Annotated in this window: 24 protein-coding genes and 1 pseudogene; 12 read left to right on the forward strand and 13 right to left on the reverse strand. The window is 70.1% G+C overall.

Annotated elements, in window-relative coordinates; genetic code table 11:
* Positions 1-88: 88 nt before the first annotated feature.
* Positions 89-697: a hypothetical protein gene (locus ACE3Q8_RS01950; RefSeq protein WP_374468381.1), complete on the forward strand. Its 609-nt coding sequence runs from the start codon at positions 89-91 to the stop codon at positions 695-697.
* 85 nt (positions 698-782) lie between these two features.
* On the opposite strand, the gene ACE3Q8_RS01955 is transcribed toward ACE3Q8_RS01950, so the two are convergent.
* The 3 genes from ACE3Q8_RS01955 to ligD form a co-directional block, all read right to left on the reverse strand.
* Entirely contained in the window at positions 783-1,304 is a 522-nt protein-coding gene (locus ACE3Q8_RS01955) for a hypothetical protein (protein WP_374468383.1), read from the reverse strand.
* Positions 1,305-1,395: 91 nt separating this feature from the next.
* Positions 1,396-2,124, reverse strand: coding sequence for a hypothetical protein (locus ACE3Q8_RS01960; protein ID WP_374468385.1), 729 nt, complete (start codon positions 2,122-2,124; stop codon positions 1,396-1,398).
* A 118-nt stretch (positions 2,125-2,242) separates the two neighbouring features.
* Positions 2,243-3,262: a non-homologous end-joining DNA ligase gene (gene ligD / locus ACE3Q8_RS01965; RefSeq protein WP_374468387.1), complete on the reverse strand. Its 1,020-nt coding sequence runs from the start codon at positions 3,260-3,262 to the stop codon at positions 2,243-2,245.
* 95 nt (positions 3,263-3,357) lie between these two features.
* Between ligD and ACE3Q8_RS01970 the strand changes: the two genes are divergently transcribed.
* The 3 genes from ACE3Q8_RS01970 to ACE3Q8_RS01980 all read left to right on the forward strand — a co-directional run bounded on the left by ACE3Q8_RS01970 (position 3,358) and on the right by ACE3Q8_RS01980 (position 5,725).
* Entirely contained in the window at positions 3,358-3,720 is a 363-nt protein-coding gene (locus ACE3Q8_RS01970; protein WP_374468389.1) for a hypothetical protein, read from the forward strand.
* A gap of 39 nt (positions 3,721-3,759) precedes the next feature.
* A complete protein-coding gene (locus ACE3Q8_RS01975) occupies positions 3,760-4,875 on the forward strand; it encodes a metallophosphoesterase family protein (RefSeq protein WP_374468391.1) in 1,116 nt (371 codons plus the stop codon).
* 208 nt (positions 4,876-5,083) lie between these two features.
* Positions 5,084-5,725: a hypothetical protein gene (locus tag ACE3Q8_RS01980; RefSeq protein ID WP_374468393.1), complete on the forward strand. Its 642-nt coding sequence runs from the start codon at positions 5,084-5,086 to the stop codon at positions 5,723-5,725.
* 61 nt (positions 5,726-5,786) lie between these two features.
* On the opposite strand, the gene ACE3Q8_RS01985 is transcribed toward ACE3Q8_RS01980, so the two are convergent.
* On the reverse strand, positions 5,787-6,407 hold the full coding sequence (locus ACE3Q8_RS01985; protein WP_374468395.1) for a hypothetical protein: 621 nt from the start codon (positions 6,405-6,407) through the stop codon (positions 5,787-5,789).
* 259 nt (positions 6,408-6,666) lie between these two features.
* On the reverse strand, positions 6,667-7,614 hold the full coding sequence (locus ACE3Q8_RS01990) for a DUF808 domain-containing protein (protein ID WP_374468397.1): 948 nt from the start codon (positions 7,612-7,614) through the stop codon (positions 6,667-6,669).
* A 333-nt stretch (positions 7,615-7,947) separates the two neighbouring features.
* Here ACE3Q8_RS01990 and ACE3Q8_RS01995 point away from each other — a divergent pair, with 333 nt between their 5' ends.
* The 3 genes from ACE3Q8_RS01995 (at position 7,948) to aspS (ending at position 12,672) form a co-directional block, all read left to right on the forward strand.
* On the forward strand, positions 7,948-9,381 hold the full coding sequence (locus ACE3Q8_RS01995; RefSeq protein ID WP_374468399.1) for a M48 family metalloprotease: 1,434 nt from the start codon (positions 7,948-7,950) through the stop codon (positions 9,379-9,381).
* An 86-nt stretch (positions 9,382-9,467) separates the two neighbouring features.
* Positions 9,468-10,811, forward strand: coding sequence for a serine hydrolase domain-containing protein (locus ACE3Q8_RS02000; RefSeq protein ID WP_374468400.1), 1,344 nt, complete (start codon positions 9,468-9,470; stop codon positions 10,809-10,811).
* A gap of 82 nt (positions 10,812-10,893) precedes the next feature.
* A complete protein-coding gene (gene aspS, locus ACE3Q8_RS02005; protein WP_374468402.1) occupies positions 10,894-12,672 on the forward strand; it encodes an aspartate--tRNA ligase in 1,779 nt (592 codons plus the stop codon).
* On the opposite strand, the gene ACE3Q8_RS02010 is transcribed toward aspS, so the two are convergent.
* The gene (locus ACE3Q8_RS02010) at positions 12,669-13,673 is read right to left on the reverse strand and encodes a pentapeptide repeat-containing protein (RefSeq protein WP_374468404.1); all 1,005 of its coding nucleotides are present in this window, start codon (positions 13,671-13,673) and stop codon (positions 12,669-12,671) included. The two genes, aspS and ACE3Q8_RS02010, sit on opposite strands and share 4 nt — an antisense overlap.
* Before the next feature lie 85 nt (positions 13,674-13,758).
* Complete coding sequence (locus ACE3Q8_RS02015) at positions 13,759-16,245, reverse strand: ribonucleotide reductase (RefSeq protein WP_374468406.1); 2,487 nt, start codon at positions 16,243-16,245, stop codon at positions 13,759-13,761.
* Positions 16,246-16,432: 187 nt separating this feature from the next.
* Here ACE3Q8_RS02015 and ACE3Q8_RS02020 point away from each other — a divergent pair, with 187 nt between their 5' ends.
* On the forward strand, positions 16,433-16,837 hold the full coding sequence (locus ACE3Q8_RS02020; protein ID WP_374468408.1) for an NADH:ubiquinone oxidoreductase subunit NDUFA12: 405 nt from the start codon (positions 16,433-16,435) through the stop codon (positions 16,835-16,837).
* A gap of 8 nt (positions 16,838-16,845) precedes the next feature.
* A complete protein-coding gene (locus ACE3Q8_RS02025; protein ID WP_374468410.1) occupies positions 16,846-17,679 on the forward strand; it encodes a DUF2155 domain-containing protein in 834 nt (277 codons plus the stop codon).
* Here ACE3Q8_RS02025 and aat read toward each other — a convergent pair.
* From aat to accB, 3 genes and pseudogenes are all read right to left on the reverse strand, one after another.
* Positions 17,652-18,269, reverse strand: a pseudogene (aat, locus tag ACE3Q8_RS02030) (leucyl/phenylalanyl-tRNA--protein transferase); the annotation flags it as partial. The gene ACE3Q8_RS02025 and the pseudogene aat overlap by 28 nt on opposite strands.
* 28 nt (positions 18,270-18,297) lie before the next feature.
* On the reverse strand, positions 18,298-19,653 hold the full coding sequence (gene accC / locus ACE3Q8_RS02035) for an acetyl-CoA carboxylase biotin carboxylase subunit (protein ID WP_374468412.1): 1,356 nt from the start codon (positions 19,651-19,653) through the stop codon (positions 18,298-18,300).
* 4 nt (positions 19,654-19,657) lie between these two features.
* Complete coding sequence (accB, locus tag ACE3Q8_RS02040; protein WP_374468414.1) at positions 19,658-20,149, reverse strand: acetyl-CoA carboxylase biotin carboxyl carrier protein; 492 nt, start codon at positions 20,147-20,149, stop codon at positions 19,658-19,660.
* Between the two features lie 188 nt (positions 20,150-20,337).
* On the opposite strand from accB, the gene thiS reads away from it, so the two are divergent.
* From thiS to ACE3Q8_RS02055, 3 genes are read left to right on the forward strand one after another with little or no spacing between them, the layout of a single operon-like run.
* Positions 20,338-20,538, forward strand: a complete 201-nt coding sequence (gene thiS, locus ACE3Q8_RS02045; protein WP_374468416.1) for a sulfur carrier protein ThiS — start codon at positions 20,338-20,340, stop codon at positions 20,536-20,538.
* Between the two features lies 1 nt (position 20,539).
* Positions 20,540-21,331, forward strand: a complete 792-nt coding sequence (locus tag ACE3Q8_RS02050) for a thiazole synthase (RefSeq protein ID WP_374468418.1) — start codon at positions 20,540-20,542, stop codon at positions 21,329-21,331.
* 3 nt (positions 21,332-21,334) lie between these two features.
* The gene (locus ACE3Q8_RS02055) at positions 21,335-22,132 is read left to right on the forward strand and encodes an SDR family oxidoreductase (RefSeq protein WP_374468420.1); all 798 of its coding nucleotides are present in this window, start codon (positions 21,335-21,337) and stop codon (positions 22,130-22,132) included.
* Here the strand turns inward: ACE3Q8_RS02055 and ACE3Q8_RS02060 are convergent.
* From ACE3Q8_RS02060 to ACE3Q8_RS02070, 3 genes are all read right to left on the reverse strand, one after another.
* The gene (locus ACE3Q8_RS02060; protein WP_374468422.1) at positions 22,120-23,607 is read right to left on the reverse strand and encodes an FAD-dependent oxidoreductase; all 1,488 of its coding nucleotides are present in this window, start codon (positions 23,605-23,607) and stop codon (positions 22,120-22,122) included. The genes ACE3Q8_RS02055 and ACE3Q8_RS02060 overlap by 13 nt on opposite strands.
* 66 nt (positions 23,608-23,673) lie before the next feature.
* Complete coding sequence (locus tag ACE3Q8_RS02065; protein WP_374468424.1) at positions 23,674-24,402, reverse strand: DsbA family protein; 729 nt, start codon at positions 24,400-24,402, stop codon at positions 23,674-23,676.
* Positions 24,403-24,434: 32 nt separating this feature from the next.
* Entirely contained in the window at positions 24,435-25,841 is a 1,407-nt protein-coding gene (locus tag ACE3Q8_RS02070) for a M48 family metalloprotease (RefSeq protein WP_374468426.1), read from the reverse strand.
* Positions 25,842-25,861 lie beyond the last annotated feature (20 nt).

Here is a 25,861-nt window from a genome sequence, read left to right on the forward strand (position 1 = left end):
GCTGTAAGCTCAAGCTTGCATCCTGAGATCCATATTCCAACCCTCCCGCCGGCGCGGCGCTTGGCGGGTGCGGGGAACGAGGAGCCAAATGAGCGACATCAGTGTGGGCGCGGTCGGGGCTGCGGTAATCGCTGGCCTGATATCGCTGCTCGGTCTCGTGATCGGCAAAGAGCAGAAGGTGTCTGAGTTTCGGCAGGCTTGGATAGATGACCTGCGGCGATGTATGATTGGGTATCTTGTCAATATAAACGCCATTTCGGACGCAATACGTTTAAGTAAGAGCGGAGCGGCGGCTGACGCGCAAATATTATTGTCTCATTATAAGATGTTAAACGAGGCTAGCCACGGCATTTCCCTCAGAATAAATCCTGATGAGAAACCAGCCAAGGCCCTTCTCGAAGCAATGAGAAAATTCGAGGAACTAGCGAGTAGTAACAAGAATCTTTCTCCTGCGCGGATTCAGGAAATTGAAGAGGAATTCGTTTCTGCGTCGAAGTCGCTTCTTAAATTTGAATGGATCCGCGTCAAGCGAGGTGAAAAGATCTTCGTTTGGACAAAGAGGCTCGTTGTGGGGTCTATTGTCGCGATGTTGCTGGTTCTTGTTTACGGTTGGCGGATCTCACGAGATGGATCATCTGTAAGTGAACCAGCTCAGGTTCAGGTTCATCAGCCGGTACACATCGAGCTCAGCCGATGAGGAAGTAGCTGGGGACACGGCTGAACAACGACAAAGGTCAATGGCCGCAGTGACCGCTGGACAATCGAGAAGCGCGCGCTTCTCGTTACCAGCGGCTAGGGTCCGTAGGAATCGATATGCCGGCGGCGTTCGCCGCAGACTTTCTCATTGTGGAGCCCATTTCGCTCTGAAGTAGCGAGACGAATCGGCGGCGTGCCGCACGCATCTGCGATTTCAGACTTAATCCGTCGTCCTCGCAGCCATACAGGTGCTTAGCTGCAAAGTACGCGCGCACAACCTCATCCAAGATCGCGGCGCGAAGGCCGCGGCTCGACGTCTCTTCGTCGTCTGGTTGAGACACATTAGGAAAAAACAGCCGTCCTTGGTCAACTAGGCTGGAGGCTTCTGCGGCGAGCGCTAGGACGGCGGGCTGCGTCCGGGCTAGCCGGAATTCACAGGTCATCTCTATCCTAGACATCACTGAAATAACGTTGCTGCCCCAAGCATACATTTCAGTGTCGCGCCTGCGGCTGCGCGCCCGCTCTGAAATCCACCATTGTAACCCACCCATGAAGCCAATCAGCAGGGTTGCAAGCACTCCCAGAAGTGCGACTTCGACTTCGTTCATGGCGTCTCCGCAGAGCGGTCGAGACTTGACGATTTGTCGACGCTAGCGTCGAGATTTGCCTCGACCTTGCACGCATAGGTTTGAGTTGATCTTAGACTACTGCGCCCGGTGGCGGTTCAATATTCTGCCACCCTTCCGAAATTGTTGCGCATGCGGCTTTCATGTTGTTAAATAGTGTTACTGCATTGCCGGGGGCTGAGAAGATTGTTCCCGTATAAGCGTCGAGTATGAGGCAAAGCGCTTTATCGACCTCTTCGCCTGGCTCAACCCCATGCATCGCGAGAACGCCATGGATGGCGGCGGACTGGTACTCCGCGACCTTTAGTGGAAGCTTCTGGCCTTTCTGATAGCGCAGCATTAGGGCGCCGACGCGAGCAACGTTCATTTTCGTCAGCCGTCGAACCATTAGGTCGGGGCGAAAGGTTACGCGCACACCATTCAAGTTTAGGGCGGCATAGCTCGTTGCGCCGCGCAGCTCGGCACCCTTCGGAAAGTGGGTATTTTCCGCAACCGAGGAGAAGCGGTCGAGATAGTCCGCGTTGTGCTGGTTGAGGTCGGCTTCGAATTGGTCTTCTGAGTGCTTGTTCCGAATGTAATCGGCGCGAGCGCTCAATGCCCAAGGATCAGAAGCGCCGCTGAGCAGGTAGCTAGCAATCGCGAGTTTGGCCTCGTCGTGTTGGACAACGCGCGCAATGGGGCGGAATTTGCAGCCCCTCACCACCGTTCGCCGGGCACGATCGGACGCTGCCATATAGTCCGCCAAGGTCCTGATCGACATCTGCGGCTTAGCGCGAAGAACGTGCGTTTTCCTGTCGTCCACTGATTTTCTCAAGCCCAGTTCGAACGGTATCAGACTGCAGATTCGGTTCGATGAACAGCGTCGTCCTGTTGGGACTTGATCGCGATCTGGAGCTGTCGGCGGACATTCGGCTGTCCCCTCACAACGGCGCCTCCTCCGCCCGTTCCCGCACCACCTCACTTGCGTCCTTATCCTCCCTCAGCCCCACAAAGCTCGCGTGGCGGATCATGCCGCTCGCCGTCCACTCCTGGAACTCGGCTTGCGCCACCAGCTCCGGCCGCACCCAGTGGACCTCGGCGGTCTTGCGCGGGCTCTCCAGGGCGAACGGGGTCTTCTCCGCGGCCAGGGCCTGCAGCCGCTTGAGCAGGCCCGGCGTCTTCGCGAACCCCCGCTCGAGGCTGCCGACGTAGCGCAAGGCGCCCGCCTCGTGCACGCCCACCAGCAGCCCCTTGAAGTGGCGGCCGGGCTCCTGGGTCCAGCCGCCGATGACGAACTCCTGGGAAAGCCGGCACTTGGCCTTCACCCAGGTCTCGCCGCGACCGGCGAGGTAGCGGCTGTCGCGGCGCTTGGAGACCACGCCCTCCAGCCCCAGCCGGCAGGCGGCGGCGAGCAGGGCGGGGCCGCCGGCGCCGGCGGCCTCGGGCAGGGGCGCGACCGCCCGGATCCGGGCGCTCGGCGGGTCGGCCAGGGCTTCGGCCAGGATCGCCTTGCGGTCCTTGAGCTGGAAGCTCCGAAGGTCGGTGTCGCCGCGCCACAGGACGTCGAAGGCGAAGAACACCAGGGGCGCGGTCCTTCCCCGGCCGATGGCGGCGCGCAGGCCTGAGAAGGTCGGCTTGCCGCCTTCGTCCAGGAAACACAGCTCGCCGTCCAGCACGCCCTCGAAGCCCAGCTCGGCGGCGTCCTCCGCCAGCTCGGGCAGGAGGTGGGTCCAGTCGTGGCCGCGCCTGGTGAACACCTGCGCCTCGCCGCGTTCCACCCGCACCTGCATCCGGTAGCCGTCGAGCTTGATCTCGTGCAGCCAGGCGCGGCCCGTGGGCGGCTCGGCCACCAGCCGGGCGTGTTGGAACTCCAGGAACCTGGGCATCGGCTGGGCCACGTACTGCCGCTTCGACGGGGGTAGGGCGTCCCTGGTGTCGTGGGAAGGGCGACGGGCGGGCATGGCGGGCGGGCGCTCCGGAACCAAAGGGCCTGGGAGGAGTCGAGTCTGTCCACGCCGAATGCGTTCCCGAAAGATCCGCCAGAATGGAGCCCGCCATGCCGCCCGATCCGGGCCAGACGCCCGCCGCCGCCCACAACACGCCCGGCCCGGCCAGTCCCGGCCCCGCCACCGCCGCCGAGCGCGAACGGCGCCTGGCCGCGGCGCTGGCCGATCTCGTCCGCCAGATCGACGTCGACGACTACCGCGACGGCCTGGGCCACCCCTTGCGCAACAACCTGGCCTTCCTGCGCGCCCAGGCGATCTGCGACGACTACGGCGTCGGCCACGACGACATCCGCCGCGCGCTCGGGGCTTGCGAGGGCGACATGGCCCGCGCCGCCCGCGACCTCGCGGCCTGCGGCCCGGCCCAGCCGGGCGAGGCGCCGCCGGAATACCGCACCTGGACGACGGGGCCGTAGTTCAGGCGCGGTTCAAGCGGCGGGGTCCATCGTGGCGCCATGACCCTGGCCACCCTCGCGCGTCCCGAACCCCGCAGCCCCGCGCCCGAGCGTGCGTTCGCGCCCGAGGCCGCACCCGCGCCCGCCGCGGCGCCGAGCCTCGCCGAGGCCCTGCGACAGGTCCGCGCCGACCTCGCCGCCGCCTGCGCCCCGCGCCTGCTCGGTGACCGCGCGGCCGGCCCGCCGCCCCCCGACGCCGTGCGCCTGGTCGCGCCGGGCCGTCGCGCCCGGCTGAAGCTCCGCGGCCGGATCGGCCCCCGCCGGACGGGCGGCCCCGCCGCCACCGCCGGCCAGCTCGTCTATGCGGTGGGCGACCTCCACGGCCGCTACGACCTCTTCCTCGACCTGATGGCCAGGCTCTCGGCCGACAGCGCGGCCCGCGCCGCCGGCCGCGCGCCGGTCCTCGTCCTGCTGGGCGACTATGTGGACCGCGGGCCGGACAGCGCCCGCGTGCTCGAGGCGCTCGTCTGGCTCGGCCAGGCCACCGACTGGTGGGTCGTGGCGCTGAAGGGCAACCACGAACAGGCTCTGCTGCGCTTCCTGGACGAGCCGGAGCTCGGGGTCCCCTGGCTGCGCTTCGGCGGCGGCGCCACCCTGCGATCCTATGGCGTCGAGCCGCCGCGGGCGGAGGAGGGGACCTGCGGCCTCGTCCGGGCCCGCGACGAGCTGATGGCCGCCATGCCGGCCGCGCACCTGCGCCGCCTCCAGACCCTGGAGCTCGCCGCCACGGTGGGCGACTACGCCTTCGTCCACGCCGGCGTCGCCCCGGGCGTCGCCCTGGAGGCCCAGCAGGAGGCCGACCTCCTGTGGATCCGCGACGAGTTCCTGGGGACCGACCGCGCGGGCGGCGCCCTGCCGTCCGGCCAGGTGGTGGTCCACGGCCACACCCGCACGGGCGTTCGCCCGCAGCTCGAGCCGCACCGCATCGGCCTCGACACCGGCGCCTACGAGACTGGCGTGCTCACCGCCGCCCGCCTGGACGGCGCCGAGGTGGCCGTCCTGCAGGAAGGCGCCGCCCCCGAGCCGGAGCCCGCCCCCGAGCCGCCGCCCCCCGCGCCCCGCCCCTGGACCCCCGTCTCCCGCCCCACCGACTTCACCCGCGGCCTGGGGTACTGAGGCGCTCCAGTCCCTCCCCCTCGGGGGAGGTGGCCCGAAGGGCCGGAGGGGCTCCGCTCAGGCCGCGGTTCAGACCCCCTCAGTCGCTCCGCGACAGCTCCCCCTGAGGGGAAGCGATTGGAAGGTTCCCCTCCTTCCGTGTCGTCCGTGTCGTCCGTGGTTCCTTTTCCTTGACTTCCCGGCCGACCCGTGTTCTCGTTCTGTTCTCATGAGCGACCCCGCCGCCATCGCCGAAGACCGCCACGGGCGGATCCTGGCCGAACTGGCCGGGCTGTCGCTGGCGCTCGCCCGCGACCTGCAGGCGCGCGCCATGGCGGCGGAGACCACGGAGGAGGCGGCCCGGCTGGCCATGGCCTTCCAGCGGGTCTCGCGCGGCCTGCGCCAGACCCTGGCGCTGGAGCTGAAGGTCATCCGCTACCGGGACGCGCTGGCCCGCGAGGCGGCGCAGGCCGAGGCCCGCGCCCAGGCCGCCGCGGCCGCGCCTCGACCCTCGGCGCCGCCCGCCGAGCCGTCCGGCGACAAGCCGGTGTTCCGCCGCTCCGAGGCGATCGCCAAGGACGTGGAGAGCCTGATCTGGGACGAGGCCGAGACGCCGGACTGGGACGAGGCCGTGGCGCGGCGCCGGCAGGCGGCGCTGTCCGACTGGCTGGACGCCGCCGTGGCGCGCCCCGACTTCCTCGAGAACGACCTGGACGACCAGGTGATCGCCGCCTGCCGGGCGGCGGGCGTCGACCCGAACCGGCTCTATGTCCTCGACGATGCGCCCGGGGACGAACCCCCGGACATGGAAACGGCGCCGCCCTGCGCGGGGGCGACGCCGTCGCCTGAGCTTCAGCCGGACACCGGCTGAGCCGCCTCACGCCCCTCCCGGCCGCCGTGCGGGGGAGGGGCGGGCGAGGATCTTCCCGCCCTTAGCGCTTGCGCGGCGTGGTGCTGGTGTCGGACGAGGACGAGCCGCTGGTGGTGGAACCGGCGGTGGACCCGGTCGTGGCCGAACCGGCCGCGCCCGTGCTGCCCGAATTGGAGCTGGCCGTCCCCGAGGTGGCCGAGCCGCCGGCGTCGCCGGTGTCGGCCGCCGCGCCCGCCGCGTCGGCGCCCGCGCCCGTGCTCGCGCCGGCCGAACCGCCCGTGGCGCCGCCGGCCGAGCCGGCCGCCATGCGCAGGTGCTCGTTCACGCGGCTGGCGAAGGTGGTGTCGCTCTTCATCCGGTCGGCGATGGCGTTGTACTGCGCCGCGGTGATGCCGGCCTTGGCCAGCGTCGCCTGCTGGTCGCCGCTCGGGTTGGCCTGCAGGGCGACGGTCGCCTGGGCGAAGCTGTGGAGCTGGGCGTCCGTGACGTTGGCCGCGGAGGCCGAGGCCGAGCCGGAGGCGCCCATGCTGGAGGTGGCGCCGGCGCCGGTGGTGGACTGCGCCGTGTTCTGGCCGGGCTTGGCGGCAGGGGTCTGGGCGCTGGAGGAGGACTGGGCCTGGGCGGCGCCCGCGGCGAGCAGGGCGCCGGCGGCGGCGAGCGGAATCAGATGCTTGAAGGTCATGCGGAGGTCTCCTGTCTGGCGTCGCCATCCGTCCCTTGATGATCCGGCGACGTTGTTCAGAAAAGGACCGCAGAAGCCGCCAATAGCCGCCCCGTCAGGTCCAGGAACACTACCCTGGCCTGACAATGTGGCGATGAATCGGCGATCTATGTTGAGGCGCGCGAAATAGAGCGTCGGCGCTGATCTTGGAATTGCGGGGTAATACAAACTCATTCGCGGCGGGATGGTTCCCGCTGCTGGTGAGATTTGATCGCGGAGCCTAGTGGCCGGCCACCGGCTTGCGGCGCGGGATCAGGTGCAGGACGCCGACGATCAGGCCGCCGACGACCAGGCCGACCACCGCCGAGCCCAGGGCGAAGGCCAGCCAGCCGGCCGCGCCGCCGACGCCCGGCAGGGTCTCGGCGGCGTGCCGCAGGCCCTCCACCCAGTGCGGGATGGGGGTGAGGTGGTAGTGCTCCAGGCCGTGCACGATGATGCCGCCGCCGACCCACAGCATGGCCGCGGTGCCGAGCTTGGCGAGCGAGGTCATGATCACCGGCATGGCCTTGACCATGCCGCGGCCGAGCGGCGCCAGGATGGGGTGCTCGCGCTTGCACAGGTGCAGGCCGATGTCGTCCATCTTCACGATGAGCGCGACGACGCCGTAGACCGCGACGGTGATGCCCACCGCCACCAGGGCCAGGGCGCCGGCCTGCAGGGCGATCGGGTCGTCGGCCACCTCGGCGAGCGAGATGGCCATGATCTCGGCGGAGAGGATCAGGTCGGTGCGGATCGCGCCGCCCACCTTCTGCTTCTCCAGCTCCTTGGAGGTCAGCGCCAGCTCCAGCGGGTGGTCGGAGGCCTCGTGGTGGTGGAAGACGCGCTCGACGATCTTCTCGGCCGCCTCGAAGCAGAGGAAGGCGCCGCCGGCCATCAGCAGCGGCGTCACCGCCCACGGCGCGAAGGCCGAGAGCAGCAGGGCGCCCGGCAGCAGGATGACGAACTTGTTGAACAGGCTGCCCAGCGCGATCTTGCCGACGATCGGCAGCTCGCGGTCGGGCGTGAAGCCCATGGCGTAGCCCGGGGTGACGGCGGTGTCGTCGACGACCACGCCCACCGCCTTGGACCCGGCCTTGCCGGCCGCGGCGCCCACGTCGTCCACGCTGGCGGCGGCCAGCTTGGCGATGCCGGCCACGTCGTCGAGCAAAGCCACCAGGCCGGACGCCATTCGGATCCCTCAGGGTCTTGGCGCGGGCCTGCGCCGGGAGGCTTGGTTAGGGGCAAGCCGCGGCGGCGTAAAGGTCGGGCCGGGGCGGGCGGTTCCCGGGGCTCCCGCTCGGATGGGGAGAGCCCCGGGGTGGCCATGGCCGGGGGGCTGACGGCCGGGCCGCCATCGACGCCGTGCTGGAGAGCTTGACGCCGTCGATCCTGCCTCGTTGGTCCAACGCCCGAGCTTGGGCGCTCCATCCCTGAAGCTTGCCAAAACGTCGCACCGCCTTTCCTTGGAGGAACCGGCTGCTGCGGCGAAGGTTGGAGCGGCGTTCACCACAGGAGGCGAGGCATGGTCTGGCGGAGGACGCTGCGGAGCTTGGCGGCGTTGGCGGCGGCGACGGGCGTCGCGCTCACGGGAGCGCCGGCGCAGGCCCAGTCCCGATCCTCCCAGGAACAGCAGAAGGCCGAGCTCGTGGCGCAGCTCGGCGGGCGTTACGAGGGGCCGCAGCAGGCCTATGTGGCCCGCGTCGGCGAACGGGTGGCCGCCGCCGCCGGCCGGCCGGCGCAGTGCCGCTTCACCCTGGTCAACTCCGAGGTGGTCAACGCCTTCGCCGCGCCGCCCGGCTGCGACGTCTACGTCACCCGCGGGCTGCTCGCGATCCTGAACAGCGAGGACGAGCTCGCCGCCGTCCTCGGCCACGAGGTTGGTCACGTGGCCGCCAACCACTCGGGCCGCCGGCAGCAGCGCTCGCTGTTCACCGGCCTGGGCGCCCTGGCCGTGGGCGTGCTCACCGGCTCCAGCGAGCTCGCGCAGGTGGCCAGCCAAGTCGGCCAGCTCAACGTGCTGAGCTACTCCCGCAACCAGGAGTTCGAGGCCGACAGCCTGGGCCTGCGCTACCTCGCCCAGACCGGCTACGCGCCTGACGCGCTCGCCGACCTGCTGCGCGCCCTGCAGGCCGAGGACACGCTCGAGAACCGCTTGCGCGGCCGCGAGGACGCCAAGACGACCCCGGTCTGGGGTCGCACCCACCCGCTCACCGCCGACCGCATCACGCGCGCTGTGGACCTGGCGCGGCGCTCGGGCCCGCCCGGCCCGCCGGAGCGCCGGGACGAGTTCCTCTCGGCCCTGGACGGGCTCATCTACGGCGACGACCCCGACCAGGGCTTCGTGGACGGCCGCCGCTTCGCGCATCCGCAGCTCGGGATCGCCTTCGAGGCGCCGCCGGGCTTCATCCTCACCAACACGCCCCGCGCCGTGAAGATCGAGGGCCCCCAGGGCTCGAGCCTGGCCGCGGAGTTCTCCGCCGGCCGAGCGGCCGGCGACCTCGAGACCTACGCGCAGGACGTGCTGCGCCGGATGGCCGGCCAGACGCCGGTGCGGGCCTACCCGTCGGAGCGCACGCGGATGAACGGCGTCGAGGCGGTGGTCCTGCCGGCGGTGGCCAGCACCCGTTCCGGACAGGTGGAGGTGACCATCGCCGCCTATGCGCTGGGCGACCGCGCCTTCCACTTCGCGGCCCTGTCGCCGGCCGGCCGCAGCCCGGGGTTCGATCCCCTGATCGGTTCCTTTCGTCGCCTCTCTGCAGAGGAGGCGAGGGCGCTGCGGCCCAGGCGGATCGAGGTGGTGACGGTGGGCGCCGGCGACACTGCCGAGTCACTCGCCCGGCGCATGGCCTTCGAGGACCTGCGGCGCGAGCGGTTCGAGCTGATCAACGGCCTGCAGCCGGGCGAGCCGGTCCGGCCCGGGCAGCGGGTGAAGCTGGTCACCAGCGGCCGGCGCTGAGTTGCGGGGCTGAAACGCAACCGTGCTTGCGAAGCCCCGGGGCCTTCGTAAGCTCGGCTGAACAGTTGTTGGGGGGATCCTTCGTCATGTTTACCAGCCGCCGCCTCGCCGCGGCCATGACCGCCGTCGCGCTCGCGCTCGCGCCGGCCTCGACCACATGGGCCCAGGCTCGCAAGGCGGCTCCGGCGGCGGCGCTGACCGTCGCCGCGACGCCGGAGTCGGTCGGCTTCGACAGCCAGCGGCTCGCCCGGCTCGACGCCTACATGGCCAAGGTGGTCGCCGACGGCCGGGTGGCCGGCATGACCACGCTGCTCGCCCGCCACGGCAAGATCGTCAGCTACAAGACCTACGGCAAGAAGAGCCTCGCCACCGGCGAGCCCATGACCCGCGACACCATCTTCCGCATCTACTCGATGTCGAAGCCGGTGACCGGCGTCGCCATGATGATTCTCTTCGAGGAGGGCCGGTGGCGGCTCGACGACCCGGTGACGAAGTACGTCCCGGAGTTCAAGAACCTGAAGGTGGTCAAGAGCGTCGACGCCAACGGCAAGATGACGCTCGAGGACATGAAGCGCCCGCCGACGATGCGGGAGGTCATGAGCCACACCGCGGGCTTCGGCTACGGCCTGCAGGACGAGCACCCGGTGGATAAGCTCTACCGGGAGAAGGGCGTGCTAGGCGCCGCCGGCCTGCAGGACATGATCAACCGCACGGCCGAGATCCCGCTGATGTTCCAGCCGGGGACCGCCTGGTACTACTCCAGCTCGGTCGACATCCAGGGCTACATCGTCGAGAAGCTGTCCGGCCAGACGCTCGGCCAGTTCATGGAGCAGCGCATCTTCAGGCCGCTGAAGATGCAGGACACCTCCTTCTACGTCCCGCCGGCCAAGGCCGGCCGCCTGGCGGCGCTCTACGTGGGCAACCGCGACACGGGGCAGATCGAGGAAGCCAAGCGCATCTTCGGCAGCGATCTCCCCACCTACCTCTCGCCGCCCAACATGGAGTCCGGCGGCGGCGGCCTCGTCGGCACGACGATGGACTACGCCCGCTTCGCTCAGATGATCGCCAACAAAGGCGAGCTGGACGGCGTGCGCATCCTGTCGCCCGCGTCGGTGGAACTGATGGGGACCAACGTGATCCCGAAGAACGTGCTGGTGAACTCGAACGGCACGACCGGCGCGCGCTTCAACGAGGCGGTGGGCTTCGGGCTCGACTTCATGGTGGTCAACGAGCCGCGCGTGGCCGGCACGCTGGAGGGCAAGGGCAGCATGAGCTGGGGCGGCGCGGCCGGCACCTGGTTCTGGGTCGATCCGACCAACGATCTGATCTTCGTGGGGATGATCCAGCGCCTCGGCGGCACCGGCGGCGATGACCTGGGCGCGGCGGCGCGTACGCTCACCTACCAGGCCCTTACGCACCCGGAGAAGTGAGCCGGGGAGGGGCGCATGCTTGACATCAGGGGGTCCGCATGCGCCCTTCCGCGCCTCGCAAATCACCTGTTTTCCCCGAGCTATGCACGCCTATCGCACCCACACCTGCGGCGAGCTTCGCGCCGCCGATGAAGGCAAGACCGTCCGCCTGTCCGGGTGGATCCATCGCAAGCGCGATCACGGCGGCCTGATCTTCATCGACCTGCGCGACCACTACGGCCTGACACAGCTCGTGGTCGGCCCGACCACCCCCGGCTTCGCCCTCGTCGAGCACCTGCGCGCCGAGAGCGTCGTGCGCGTGGACGGCGAGGTTGTGGCGCGCTCCGCCGAGACGGTGAACCCGAACCTGCCCACCGGCGAGGTGGAGGTCCGGGTGAAGGAGGTGGTGGTGCTCTCGGAAGCCGCCGAGCTGCCGCTCCCGGTCTTCGGCGAGCCCGAGTACCCCGAGGAGATTCGGCTCAAGAACCGCTTCCTCGACCTGCGGCGTGAGACCCTTCACCGCAACATCGTGCTGCGCTCGAAGGTCATCCAGTCGATCCGCAACCGCATGATCGGCCAGGGCTTCCTGGAGTACCAGACGCCCATCCTGACGGCCTCCTCGCCGGAAGGCGCGCGTGACTTCCTCGTGCCCTCGCGCCTGCACCCGTCGAAGTTCTACGCCCTGCCGCAGGCGCCCCAGCAGTTCAAGCAACTGCTGATGGTCGCGGGCTTCGACCGCTACTTCCAGATCGCGCCCTGCTTCCGAGACGAGGACCTCCGGGCCGACCGCTCCCTCGAGTTCTACCAGCTCGACGTGGAGATGAGCTTCGTCACCCAGGAAGACGTCTTCGCGGCCATCGAGCCCGTCATGCACGGTGTCTTTGAGGAGTTCTCGAACGGCAAGCCGGTGACTCCGTATCCGTTCCCGCGCATCCCGTACCGCGAGGCGATCGCAAAGTACGGCTCGGACAAGCCGGACCTCCGCAATCCGCTCGTCATGCAGGACGTCTCCGAGCACTTCCGCGGCGGCGGCTTCGGCCTGTTTGCGCGGATCCTCGAGGACGCCAAGAACGCGGTCTGGGCGATTCCCGCGCCGAAGGGTGGCAGCCGCGCGTTCTGCGACCGGATGAACAGTTGGGCCCAGGGCGAAGGCCAGCCCGGCCTGGGTTACATCTTCTGGTCCGAGGACCAGGGCGGTTGGGGCGGCCCGATCGCGAAGAACCTCGGCGCCGAGAAGACGGATGCGGTTATGGGTCAGCTCGGCCTCGGCCAGGGCGACGCGGCCTTCTTCGTCGCCGGCGACCCGAAGGTCTTCTACAAGTTCGCGGGCTCCGCGCGCACCAAGGTCGGCACAGACCTGAACCTGATCGACGAGAACCGGTTCGAGTTCGTCTGGATCGTCGACTTCCCGATGTTCGAATGGAACGAGGAGGAGAAGCGCGTCGACTTCTCCCACAACCCGTTCTCCATGCCGCAGGGCGAGCTGGAAGCGCTGAACACCAAGGATCCCTTGGACATCCTCGCCTACCAGTACGACATCGTCTGCAACGGCTATGAGCTCTGCTCGGGCGCGATCCGGAACCACCTGCCGGAGATCATGGTCCGGGCGTTCGAGATCGCCGGCTACGGCCCGAACGTGGTCGAGGAGCAGTTCGGCGGCATGCTCAACGCCTTCCGGCACGGCGCTCCGCCGCACGGTGGCCTGGCGCCCGGCATTGACCGGATCGTCATGCTGCTGGCGGGCGAGACGGCGATCCGCGAGGTCATCGCCTTCCCGCTGAACCAGCAGGGTCAGGACCTGCTGATGAACGCCCCGTCGGAGGTCGCGGACAAGCAGCTCAAGGAGCTGCACATCCGGCTCGCCCCGCCGATCAAGGCCTAGGGTTCAACCGCCACGAGGAAGCGCGGCGCCGGCGGGGCCGGCGGCGCGGGGGGAGCCGGCGGCGCCGGCTTCGCCGGCTTGCGGTGCACGATCACCCTCATCCCGCCGTGGCAGCCCTTGGCCGAGAGGCCGCTGGGCAGCCGGGTGCGCGAGTCGCCGCAAGCTTCGTCCACCTGCTCCTGCGTCAGGCCGCGGGCCTTGGAGAGGTCGACGCCCGCGAGCTGGGTCTTGCTGAGGTCGGCGTCCCGGAAGTCCGCCCCGTCGAATACCCCGCCGCTGAGCACAGCGCCGGTCAGATCCGCGGCGCGGAACGAGGCGCGGCTAAAGCGGCCGCCCGACAGCACTGCGCCGACCAGCTCGGCGTCGCGGAAGTCCGCGCCCTGCGCGTCCGCGCGGCTGAAGTTCGACCCGTGCAGCTCGGCGGCTCGCAGCACGGCGCCAGTCAGGGTGGCGCGCCCGAAGTTGCCACCGCTGATCGAGGCGTCCGTCAGATTGGCCTGGGTGAGGTTGGCCGCGCCGAACGAGCCGCCGTGCATGTCGACGGACCGCAGGACCGCGTGCGCCAGGATCGCCTTGCCGAAGTTCGCGCCGGTGGCCTCGGCGTCCGTCAGGTCGGCCCGGGTCAGGTTGGCGGAGCCGAAAGCGACGCCCGATGCGTCCGCCGCACGCAGCTTCGCGTTCGACAGGTTGGCGCTGCTGAAGTTGGCGCCGGTCATGGAGGCGTCGGAGAGGTCCGCCCGGGACAGGTCCGCGCCGGCGAAGTTGGAAGCCTGGAAGCGGGCGTTCCGCAGGTTCGCGCCCACCAGCGCGGCGCCGCTGAAGTCGGCGCCGATGATCCGTGCGCCTTCCATGTTGCGGCCGGACAGCTCGCACTTCACGCAGGAGCCGCCGAAGGAGTTCACCTTGGCGACTTCCTTGGCGCCGAAGGTCAGCGCCGCGGCGGCCGAAGGCGCCGCCAGGCCGAGGGCGACGGCGACCAGGAGGGGTGAAAAGCGGCTCATTACGCGGACAGATCCCTATCAGAACGGGACCATGTGAGCCGCGCCACGCAAGACCGCCACTTAATTCGCGGTAATTCTTGAAGGATTAGCCGCCGAAGTCCTCGCTGAGCTGGCCGGTCGCGCGCACCCCACAGGTCTCGCAGATCATCGCCTGCCCCTTGCGCACCACGGCGATGTCGCCGCACGCCGCGCAGACCTCCGCCGCCTCGCGCACGCTGCCGCCGCGGGCCGACGGCAGGAACACCAGGTTGTCCGGCGCCGCGCCGCGGGAGAAGCCGCGAGAGATGAACCGCGAGGCCGGCTGCGGCTCGTCGGTGGGCACGCTGTCGGCCTTGCCGTGGCCGAGGCCGTCCGCGTTCAGAGCTCCCGGATCGTCGCTCGCGAGGTCATGGCGCCCGAGGTACGAGATCCCCAGCTCACGGAAGATGTAGTCGAGGATCGAGGTCGCCGACTTCACCGTGTCGTTGCCGGTCACCGGGCCGGCTGGCTCAAACCGCGTGAACACGAAGGCGTCCACGAACTCGTCGAGCGGCACGCCGTACTGCAGGCCGATCGAGATCGCGATGGCGAAGTTGTTCATCAGCGAGCGGAAGGCGGCGCCTTCCTTGTGCATGTCGATGAAGATCTCGCCCAGCTCGCCGTCGTCGTATTCGCCGGTGTGCAGGTAGACCTTGTGGCCGCCCACGGCGGCCTTCTGGATATAGCCCTTGCGCCGGTCCGGCAGCTTCCGCCGCACCCGCTCGCGCTCCACCACCCGCTCCACGATCCGCTCCTCTGGCGGCGGGGGCGCCGCGCGGGCCGCCCGCGGCTCTGCGAGGACGGGGATGTCGAGAACGAGGTCGGCCGGCGGCGCGGCGCGGCGGACCCGCACGGGCAGGGCGCTGGCGAAAGCGGCGAGCACCTCGTCGACCGTGGCGGACCAGGGCAGCTCCACCTCTACGACCGGCGCGGCGGCCAGCGTCGACTCCACAGCGCTGACCATCGCCAGGCGCGGGGCGTCCCCCAGCTCCTCGGCGGTGCGGAACACGCGGCGCTGGGCCTCGGTGAGGAACTCGGCCGCGCCGAGGGTCTCGCCCCCCAGGGCGTAGGCCTGCGCCTCCGCGGCCTCAGCCTTCGAGAAGCCGGCGAGCGCCAGCACGTCCAGCCTGGGATCGGCAAGCTGGTCCGGGCTCGCGCCCAGCACATCGCGGACGAAGCCCTCGCCGACCACCGCCGGGACAAAGGCGTCCTCGAGCCGGGTGACGAAGGGCAGGGCGGCCTCGGCCGCGGCGATCTCGTGGTCGGTGAAGCCGCGGGCGGCCAGCGCCTTGTGATCGATGGCCGGCGCGCCGCCGAGTTCGCCCGCGCCGAGCAGGACGGCGCGCGCCGCGCCGAGGTCGGCGCCCATGGCCGCGAGGCCGCGCATCACCGCGTCGGGCACCACGCGCATCGCCTCGCCGTCGGCCGTCTGTGCGAGCGTCACCAGCGCGGGGAGGGGCGCGGCGTCCAGCCGCCCGCCGCCGAGCCGCAGCGAGAGCTCCGGGTCGTGGAAAAGCGCCAGGCCGCCGGGCAGGGCGACGCCGCCCTCTTCCAGCGCCTTGGCGGCGGCGAGATAGAGCTCCCGCGCCGTCTCACGGCCCTCGGGGCTGTCGTAGTCCAGGCCGTGCGCCGCCAGCCAGTCGGCGACGCCGGCGAGGCCCAGGAAGGCCGCGCCGTCGGCGGCCGCGGCCAGCGCCTGCCCGGCGAGGCGGACGGCCGATTCGAAGGCTTCGATGTCGAAGGCCTCGTCGGTCCAGAGCGCCATCAGGTTGACGCCGGCCCGGGCGGCGCTGGCCTGCGCCGCCACCTGTTCTGCGACGGCGACGTTGAGACCGACGGCCAGGGCGCCCGTGGACCAGGCGGCGAGCGCGAGCTGGCGGCCGAGCTCGCCCTTCAGGTCACGCTTGGACGCGCCGACCACCAGTCGGATCCCCTGCGCCGTCTCCGGCGGCGCCTCGCAGACCCAGACGCTCTCACCGGCGCGGGCCAGGGCGATGGCCTCGAGGATGGCGTCGTCACCGGCGCCGGCGCTGCGTGCGGCCTCCGCGGCGCGCGCAAGGCTGGCGTTCTTGGTCAGGTCGGCGCAGGCGTCGCGGTCGCCCTCGCAGCGCAGGACCGCGTCCATCACGGCCTGCAGCCGGGCGCCCAGCGTCCGGGCGGCGGTCCGCGCGGCCGCCTCGCCCCGATGCTGGGCCACCAGCGTGTCGAGCGCGGCGGTGAGGTGCGGCGAGGAGGCCGCCAATGCCAGGGGGCGCGTTCCGTCCGGCGGCGGGCTGAGCGCGAGCACGCCCCCGGCCAGGGCGTCGGCGAGCTCGTCACGGAAGCGGGCGCGGGCGCGGGCGTCCTTCACCAGCCCGCGCGCCTGGGCCTGCAGGGCCAGCGCCTCCACATAGTGGGTGATCGCCTCGGTCACGTCCGCCTCTCCATCCGCCCAATCGAGCCAGGCCTCTGCGCGGGCGTCGGTCCAGCCGGCCGGCGCCTGCGCTTCCACGAGGCGGCCGGACAGCTCCAGCACCCGACCCTCGAATCCCGCCTGCCACGCACCCTTGGCCATCATCCGACTCCCATCGGGCGAGGGTAGGCGGGCGATTCACCAATCGGCAATAGATGTTGCGGTCACATGCCCGGTCGTCCCCAACATCTTGCATCAAGTCTGGGGCTTCGCGGGCGCTGGACGCTCCGGAGGGCGCCGCCTATAGTCCGCGCGCCTTATCGCCCCCGAAGAGCAATCGAGCGTCCCCTTGTCGAACCTTCTCAAGACCATCTTCACCTGGTGGAACGGCGCGACGGCCGGCATCCACTTCACCGTGTCGCGCCGCGGCGTGCTGGTGGGGAAGGACGAGTTCGGCAACCGCTATTACGAAGCCAAGGACCTCAAGGACAGCTTCGACAAGAACAAGCGACGCTGGGTGATTTTCAACGGCTATGCCGAGGCCTCGAAGGTCCCGCCGGATTGGCACGGCTGGCTGCACCACACCTTCGCCGAACCGCCGACCCAGGCGCCGCTGCCGCGTAAGGCGTGGGAAAAGGAGCACCGGCCGAACCTGTCGGGCACCATCTACGCGTACCGGCCGAAGGGCTCGCTGGCCCGCGGCGGGGAGCGCCAAAGGGCCACAGGCGACTACGAGGCCTGGACGCCCGAATAATCGCGGACATGCGACTCGCCCCACCCCGCTTCGCAAAGCGCGCCGCCTGGACTGTGGCGCTGACCGGCGCGGCGGCCGCGGGCCTGGTCTCCGCCCAGCCTGCGCCGCAGCCGACTCCCGTGCAGCCGGCGCCGACGCCTGCGCCCGGCGCCGTGGCCGAGGAGGCGCCGCCGATCAGCGTCCCGCCGCCGGCGCCGCTGGAAGTGCCGCCGATCACCGAGAAGGAAGTGGCCCCCGCGCCCCCGCCCAAGGCCCAGGTGGTTGAGACGCCGGCCGAAACGCCGGTCCGGCGCGCTCGCTACGACGTCGCCATCCTGCAGGCGCTGGACAAGGTCACCGCCGAGACCCTGCGCTTCGAGGCGGCCGTCGGCCGGCCTGTCCGCTACAAGAACCTGATCTTCACGGTCAGAGCCTGCGAGCGCTCGGCGCCCGACGAGCCGATCGAGGACTCGATCGCGTACATCACGGTCGACTCACAGCCGCGCCCCGAACGCGGGCGGCCCACGCCGCCGGCCCGCCAGGCGTTCAAGGGCTGGATGTACGCCTCCTCGCCCGGCCTGAACCCGCTGCAGCACCCGAGCTACGACGCCTGGCTGATCAGTTGCAGGGCCAACCGCCCGGCGACGCCCGCCGCGGCCCTGCCGGGTCCCACGCCCGCGCGTCCGGTGGCCGCCGCGCCGCCCAAGGCCGCTCCGGCCGAAGCCGCGCCGCTTGCAAAGGCCGATCCCGCGCCTGCGCCCAAGGCTGCGCCGGCGCCGCCGCCCAAGGCCGCTGCGCCCGCCGCGCCGGCCAGGCCTGAGCCGGCGCCGGCCTCCCCGCCCGCCGAGGAGCCGATCACGTAGAAGTCGCCCTCGACCGCCAGCGCACGGTCGAGGCGCTTCAGGTACTCCCGCCGCGGGATCTCCTCCGCCCCGAACTGGGCGAGGTGCTCGGTCATGAACTGGGCGTCCAGCAAGCGGTACCCGCCGGCGATCAGCCGCGCCACCAGGTGGACCAGAGCAACCTTCGAGGCGTCGCGCGCGCGGCTGAACATGCTCTCGCCGAAGAAGGCGCCTTTCAGCGAAACCCCATAGAGGCCGCCGACCAGCTCACCGTCCTGCCAGCATTCAACGCTGTGGGCGAAGCCGAGCTCGTGCAGGGCGACGTAGAGCCGCTCGATGGGGTGGTTGATCCAGGTCTCCGTCCGGCCGGGCTTCGATTCCGCGCAGGCCCGTACGACGTCGCGGAAGGCCGTGTCGATCCGCACCTCGAAGGGGTCGGCGCGCACGGTGCGCGCCAGGCGCGCGGGGACGTGAAACCGCTCGAGCGGGATCACGCCGCGGCGCTCGGGGTCGATCAGGAAGACGCGCAGGTCCTCGCGCGCGTCCGCCATGGGAAAGACGCCGCGGGCGTAGCAGGCGAGGAGGTCGCGGGGTCCGAAGCCGCTGCTCATGCGGCCATCCTAACGCACCGCCGGCCGCTTAGGATGAGGCGGACGCCTGCGCCTTCATCCAGTTCTCGAGCCAGTGGATGTTGTAGTCGCCCTTTACGATGTCCGGGTTGGTCATCAGCTCCTGGAAGAGCGGGATGTTGGTGTCGATCCCCGCCACCACCACCTCGTTCAGGCAGCGGCAGAGGCGGGCAATGCACTCCTCCCGGTCGCGGCCGTGGACGATCAGCTTGCCGATCAGGCTGTCGTAATAAGGCGGGATCGAATAGCCGGCGTAGAGCGCGCTATCCATGCGCACGCCGAGGCCGCCCGGGGCGTGAAAGTCGGTCACAAGGCCCGGCGAGGGGGCGAAGGTCTTCGGGTTCTCGGCGTTGATCCGGCACTCGATGGCGTGGCCCTCGAACACCACGTCCTCCTGCCGGAAGGAGAGCGGCAGGCCCGCCGCGATGCGGATCTGCTCGCGGACGAGGTCGATGCCGGTGATCGCCTCCGTGACGGGGTGCTCCACCTGCAGGCGGGTGTTCATCTCGATGAAGAAGAACTCGCCGTCCTCGTACAGGAACTCGATGGTGCCCACGCCGAGGTAGCCGATGGCCCGCACGGCCTCGACCACCACCTTGCCGATCTTCTCGCGCGCCTTGGCGTCGATGACCGGGGAGGGGGCCTCTTCCAGCACCTTCTGGTGGCGGCGCTGCAGCGAGCAGTCCCGCTCGCCCAGGTGCACCACGTTGCCATGGCTGTCGGCGATCACCTGCAGCTCGATGTGGCGGGGCTTCTGGAGGTAGCGCTCCATGTAGACCGCGTCGTCGCCGAACGCCGCCTTGGCCTCGGAGCGGGCGGTGCCCACCGCCTCGGCCAGGTCCGCCTCGGTCTTGGCCACCTTCATGCCGCGCCCGCCGCCGCCGGCGGCGGCCTTGATGAGCACGGGGAAGCCGATCTGCCGGGCCGCCTCGAAGGCCTCTTCCTCCGAATTCAGCCCGCCGTCGGAGCCGGGGACGACGGGGATGCCCGCGTCCTTCACCGTCTGCTTGGCGGTGATCTTGTCGCCCATGATCCGGATGTGCTCCGGCTTCGGGCCGATGAAGGTGAAGCCGTGGGCGTTCACGATCTCGGCGAAGCGGGCGTTCTCGGAGAGGAATCCGTAGCCGGGGTGAATCGCCTGGGCGCCGGTGATCTCGGCGGCGGCGATGATCGAGGGGATGTTCAGGTAGCTCTTGGCGGCCGGCGCGGGCCCGATGCAGACGCTCTCGTCCGCCAGCCGCACCCACATGGCGCCGGAATCGGCCTCGGAGTGCACCGCCACGGTGGAGATGCCCATCTCCTTGCACGCGCGGTGAACGCGGAGCGCGATCTCGCCCCGATTGGCGATCAGGATCTTCTCGAACATCGACCTACTCGACGACCACGAGGGGCTCGCCGAACTCCACCGGCTGGCCGTCCTGGACCAGGATCTCGACCACCTTGCCGCCCTTCGGGGCCGGGATCGGGTTCATGGTCTTCATCGCCTCGACGATCATCAGCGTCTGGCCGGCGTTGACGGTGTCGCCCACCTTCACGAACGGATCCGCGCCTGGCTGGGGCTGCAGGTAGACCGTGCCGACCATCGGCGACTTCACGGCGTCGCCGCGCACGGCCTGGGCCGGAGCAGCCTCGGCGGCCGGGGCGGCCGCGGCGGGCCCAGCCACCGGAGCGGCGGCCGGCGCGGGCGCAGGGGCCGCCGCGTAGTGGACAGGGGCGGCCGTGACCGTCTTGGCCACGCGAATCTTCAGCTCGCCGTGCTCGACTTCGATCTCGGTCAGGCCGGTATCCGTCAGGATGTCGGCCAGTTTGCGCACCAGGCGCGCGTCGAACGGGTCGGCGGGAGCCTTGGGAGTGCTAGCCATCGCGGGTTCCTTGTTCGTTGCAGGCGGGCGCGTGAGGACCGCAAATCTCCGGGCGGCGGTCCCCGAAGCCCATGGCGTTGGGGCCGCTCAGCACATAGATCGGTCTCGACATTGGGCTCCGCCGTCGATTCCGGCGTCTTGTAACGGGCGGGGCTGCGGGTCACAAGCAGGGCGTCTGGAGGCCGCGTATGAACCTGATCCTGAACGGCGAAGCGCGCGCCTTCCAGGGCGTCGGCGACGTCGCTGGTCTGGTGGCGGCTCTTGGCCTCGACGCCCGGAAGGTGGCGGTGGAGAGGAACCTGGAGATCGTGCCCAGGTCGGCCTATGCCGCGACGGAACTCTCGGACGGCGACCGGATCGAGATCGTGCACTTCATCGGAGGCGGCTGACATGGATGGGTCCACGCATGCGCAGGAGGACACCTGGACGGTCGCCGGGCGCACCTTCCGCTCGCGGCTGATCGTCGGCACGGGGAAGTACAAGGATTACGCCCAGAACGCCGCCGCCGCCGAGGCCGCCGGGGCGGAGATCGTCACCGTCGCGCTGCGCCGGGTGAACCTGTCCGATCCCAGCCAGCCGATGCTGGTGGACCACGTGAAGCCGGACCGATTCACCTTCCTGCCCAACACCGCCGGCTGCTTCACCGGCGAGGACGCGGTGCGGACCCTGCGGCTGGCCCGTGAGGCCGGCGGCTGGGACCTGGTGAAGCTCGAGGTGCTCTCCAACACCAAGCACCTGCTGCCCGACATGGAGGAGACCCTGCGGGCGCTGAAGATGCTGGTGGCGGACGGCTTCCAGGTGATGGTCTACTGCTCGGACGACCCCGTGTACGCTCAGAAGCTGGAGGACGCCGGCGCCGCCGCGATCATGCCGGCCGCGGCGCCGATCGGCTCAGGGCGCGGCATCCAGAACTTCCTCAACCTCGGTTTGATCATCGAGCAGGCGAAGGTGCCGGTGCTGGTGGACGCGGGCGTGGGCACCGCCTCGGACGCGGTGCTGGCCATGGAGATCGGCTGCGACGCAGTGCTGATGAACACCGCCATCGCCGAGGCGAAGGACCCGATCCGTATGGCCCGGGCCATGAAGCACGCCGTGATCGCCGGGCGCGAAGCCTGGCTTGCCGGACGTATGGGAAAGCGGATGTATGCTGATCCGTCTTCTCCGCTGTCCGGGCTGATCTAGGGCATGACCTCAGAGCGCAAGTCGATCTTCATCACCGGCGCCGCCTCAGGCATGGGACGCGAGACGGCGCGGCTCTTCGCCGGCAAGGGCTGGTTCGTCGGCGCCTATGATGTGAACGAGGGCGGCCTGAAGGACCTGCAGACCGAACTCGGCGCCGCCAATTGCCTGATCCGGCGCCTGGACGTGACCAACCGCGCCGACTTCCGCGAGGCTCTGGACAGTTTCGCGCCCGCGGCGGGCGGGCGGCTGGACATTCTGTTCAACAACGCCGGCATCGGCCGCGGCGGTCCCTTCGACCAGCAGCCGTGGGAAGACATCGTGGCGGTGGTCCAGGTGAACCTGATGGGCGTGCTGATCGGCATCTACGAGGCCGTGCCGCTGCTGAAAGCGACCCCCAATTCGCTCTGCTTCACCACGTCGTCCTCCTCGGCCACCTTCGGCATGGCGGGCATCGCCGTCTATTCGGCCACCAAGCATGCGGTGAAGGGTCTGACCGAGGCGCTGTCGGTGGAGTTCAAGGCCTTCGGCGTGCGGGTCGCGGACGTGCTGCCCGGTCTGATCGACACTCCGATCCTCCCGCCCGGCGCTGCCGAGGCGGCGCCGAAGGAGGGCATGTGGCGGGCCATGCCGCCCACCGCCGTCGCCGAGGTGGTCTGGCAGGCCTATCAGTCCGACAGGCTGCACTGGTACGTGCCCGAGGAGATCGCGGAGCTCGACAAGGCCGCCACCCTCGCGCCGGAGGCCACCCGGGATCAGATGGCGCAGAGCCCGATGTTCCTCGCCCGCGATCAGGCGGGCTGAAGCCGGGCGGGATCGGCATCGGGCGACAACCCGAGCTGGCCCAGCATCTCGACCCGCCCAGGGCCCAGGGGCGGCCGGTACGCCGCGGCGTTCCGGCGCTTCCCACGCGCCCAGTAGCCCAGCACCTTGGCAAGGTTGGTCGGGCGCCCCAGCCAGGCCTGCGGATGCTCCAGCATGTGGAAGCCTCTCAGGAATGCCCGCAGGATGTCGGGATCCGAACGGATGGCGATGGTGACCGCGTCGTCCATGAAGCTGCGGACCAGCCGCTCGCGGGCGGTGGGGCGCCGCTCCGGCGCCATCGCCCGGCGCGCGCGGACGGCGGCCTGGCGGTCCGACCGGCGCATCAGGTCGTAGTAGGGCCGAAGCTCGGTGGCGACCTTGGCTTGGTAGGCGACGAGTCGGGCGGCGGGGTCGTGGGTCTCCTCCAGCGCCTCGCGCAGCAGGACCGCCGAAACGGCGGCGAAGGAGCAACCCCGGCCATAGAGCGGGTTCGTGCGGACATGGCTGTCGCCCACCGGGAACCAGCCCAAAGCGGCTGGGCGTCCCGCCGGCGCGGCGTCCAGCCAGCGGCTCTGCAGGTCTCCCATGCCGAAGACGCGGCCGACGCCGTCGCTGCGCTCGGGCTCGATCCAGCGGGCGACACCGGGCAGCGCGCGGCAGACCGCGTCGAACACCTCGGGGGCGAGGATCGCCTTGCGCAGCTCCTCCTCGATCTCTGGGAGGCAGAGCGTCACCGAGAAACAGCCGTTGTCGCCGGGAAAGACGCCGAACTTCAGGTAGTCGAGGTCGCCGGTGGCCGGCGGCCCGCCGCGCGGCGGCTCCGTCTGGCCCGGCCGGAGGCGGTAGTGACGCGTGTAATAGACGACACCGCTCGGCTCGGTGGTCTCTGTCGTCAGGGCGCCGGCCGACGCCAGTTCCTCGGCGACCCCCGACGCTCGGCCGGCGGCGTCCACCACCAGGTCGGCGTGGATCTCCGACCCGTCCTCCAGGCGCACGCCGCTGACGCGGGGCGGCGTCCCAGGGGCGATCAGCAGCCCCTTCACGAAAGCCGACGCGCGCAGCTCGACATTCGCCAGCCCCTCCACGTGGCGGCGCAGGACCAACTCCAGCGTCGTGCGCCGGCTGGTGAGGATCACGAGGTCGCGGTCCACAGGCTTCGGCGCATAGGTCCGCCGATGCACGGTCGTCAGGCCCTCCTCGAAGGTGAGTTCCCGGCAGCCCTCGGCCAGGAGTTCGGTAAGCAGGGCGGGGTGCTCGTCGCGTATGAGGTTGCGGAGCCGCGCGAGAAAGGCATGGCTATGGCGGAGCTGGCCAACCCCGCGCCGTGTCCAGTGGTCGAAGGCGGCGTCAGGACCGCCGGCCGGCGGCGGCGGGTCGCGTTCCAGCAGGATCACGCGGCGCCCGGTGGGCGCGAGCGACAAGGCGCACCAGAGCCCGGCCATGCCCGCGCCGATTACGATTACCGTCTCGGACATCGCCCGCTCCTCGTCCGCGCGGGCCGGAATCTCGAAGCTTGACCCGACGGAGGTCAAGGAACGCCGTTAGCTAATGCGCTTGAGGTCCCCGGCCTTCGCCTGGCTGATCGCAGCGCGAAGGGCGTTCACGTCGGCCCCGGGGATCAGCGTGTCGCCCACTACGAAGGCCGGCGTTCCCTGAATCCCGAGCGCCCGGGCGAGCGCCTGGGTGTCGTCGAGGTGCTTGGCGATCTGGGGGCTCGCAGCGGCGGTCCGGGCGGCGGCCGGATCGATGCCAACTTCGCGCAGGTGCCGGTCGAGCGCCGCTTCCGTCAGGCCCTTGTCGGCCATCCAGCGATTGTAGACCTCTATGCCCTTGGCCTTGACGGCCGGGGTCAGGGCGAGCTTGGCCGCGGTGTCCGAGACCTCCCCGAAGATCGGCAGCTCCTTGAAGACGAAGCGGACGTCGGGGTTCTCCTGGATGAGCTTGGTCACCTCCGGCGCGACCACCTTGCAGTAGCCGCAGCGGTAGTCGAAGAACTCCACGACGGTCACCCGGCCGTTGGGATTGGCGACGAAGTCGCGCGGGTCGCGCTCGAGCGCGGCCCGGTTCTTGTCGATCGCGGCCGTTGAGGCCTTGATCGCCTCGGCCTGCTTCTTCTCGTTCAGCTTCATCGCCACCTCCTCGAGCACCTCCGGGTGTTCGAGCAGATAGGCGCGGACCTTTTCGCCGAAGGCGGCGTCGGGCTGCTTCTGGCAGGCCGATAGGGCGAGGGCGGCGGTGAGCGCCAGGGCGGCGCGGGCAGGGAAGCGCATCGGGCTCAGATAGGCGGTCCGGGCGTCCGCGGCTAGCGCATCTGTCCGCGGGAGATGGAGCCTTCGCGCGCCAGGTCGCGCAGGTCCGCCTTGTCGGGATTCGACGCCAGCACGATGTCGGTCGCCCGCCGCCACTGAGGGCTCGTCTTGTCCAGCATCTCGCGGGCCCGCATGGCGAAGATCCGCGCCTGGCGCATGTCGCCGACGTAGTAGTTGTATTCGGCCGTCGCGAGCCGGGCGAGGCCGTCCTCGTCCTGCTTGTCGTAGGCCTCGGCCAGCAGCCGCCAGGCGACGGCGTTGTCCTCTTCCTGGGTGAGCGCCTTGCGGATCTCGGCGACGCCCTCCTGCACCTTCGCCTTGTCGTTCAGGGCGATTAGGGTTTGGCCGAGGTTCACCCGCAGCAGGGGCGCGTCCGGCTTCAGCTCCACGGAGCGGCGCTGCGGCGACTCGGCCTCGGCGGCGCGGCCGAACTCGAACAGCACCTGACCCTTCAGCTCCCAGAGGTAGGGGTTCTCCGGCTGCTCCTGGAGGAGCGCGTCGATCATCTTCAGCGCCCGGTCGGGCTCCTTCATCTGGTAGTAGGCGATCGCCCGGGCGTAGCGGGCCGGGTAGGAGGTGTCGCTCTCGGCGTACTTCACGATGGCCACCTGCGGCTGCAGGAAGCCGTCGAGCTTGGCCTTCATGATGGCGTGCTCGGCCATCGCCTCGGGCGTGTCGGCCTTGCCGTAGCTGGGCTGGGTCTCGACCCGGCGGCGGAGCGCCTCGATCCGGTCGGAGGAGAGGGGGTGGCTGCGGAAGTAGGCGAAGCGCCGGCCTTCGCTAAACACCTCCTGGTAGCGGAAGTTGTCGAAAAAGTCGGCGAGCCCCTTGCCGGAGATACCGGCCTTCTCGAGCAGGGTGGCGCCGGCCTGGTCGGCGCGGCTTTCCTGCTCGCGGCTGTAGCCGAGCGCGCCCAGGGTTCCGAAGTAGCCGGCGGAGCCCGCCAGACCGGCGGCGGCCTCAGGCGAGCCGGCCAGCGCAGCCAGCACGCCCAGGCCCATGGTCAGCAGGAAGGGCTTCATGCCGGCCCGGCTCATCTCGCCCGAGCGGGCGCTGTGGCCGGCGGCGAGGTGGCCCACTTCGTGGCCGATCACGCCCTGCAACTCGTTAGGCGTCTTCGATTCCAGGATCAGGCCCGTGTAGACGCCCATGGTCCGCGGCGCGGCGAAGGCGTTCAGCTCCTTCGAGCCAATGAGCAGGATGTCGACATCCTTAACCCGGATGCCGGCCGCCTCGAGGATCGGCGCGGAATCCCGGCGCAGGATCTCCTCGATCTCGGTGTCGCGGATCAGGGAGATCTCGCTGTCCTGCGCCGCGGCGGGCGCCGGCCGGATGACCAGGCTCGCCGCGACCGTCAGGGCCAGCGCGAAACGGGAAACCGACCGGGAAAGGGAGACCATGCCTGTCGTCCTACAACGCC

It is taken from the genome of Phenylobacterium sp., assembly GCF_041913825.1.
GTDB lineage: Bacteria > Pseudomonadota > Alphaproteobacteria > Caulobacterales > Caulobacteraceae > Phenylobacterium.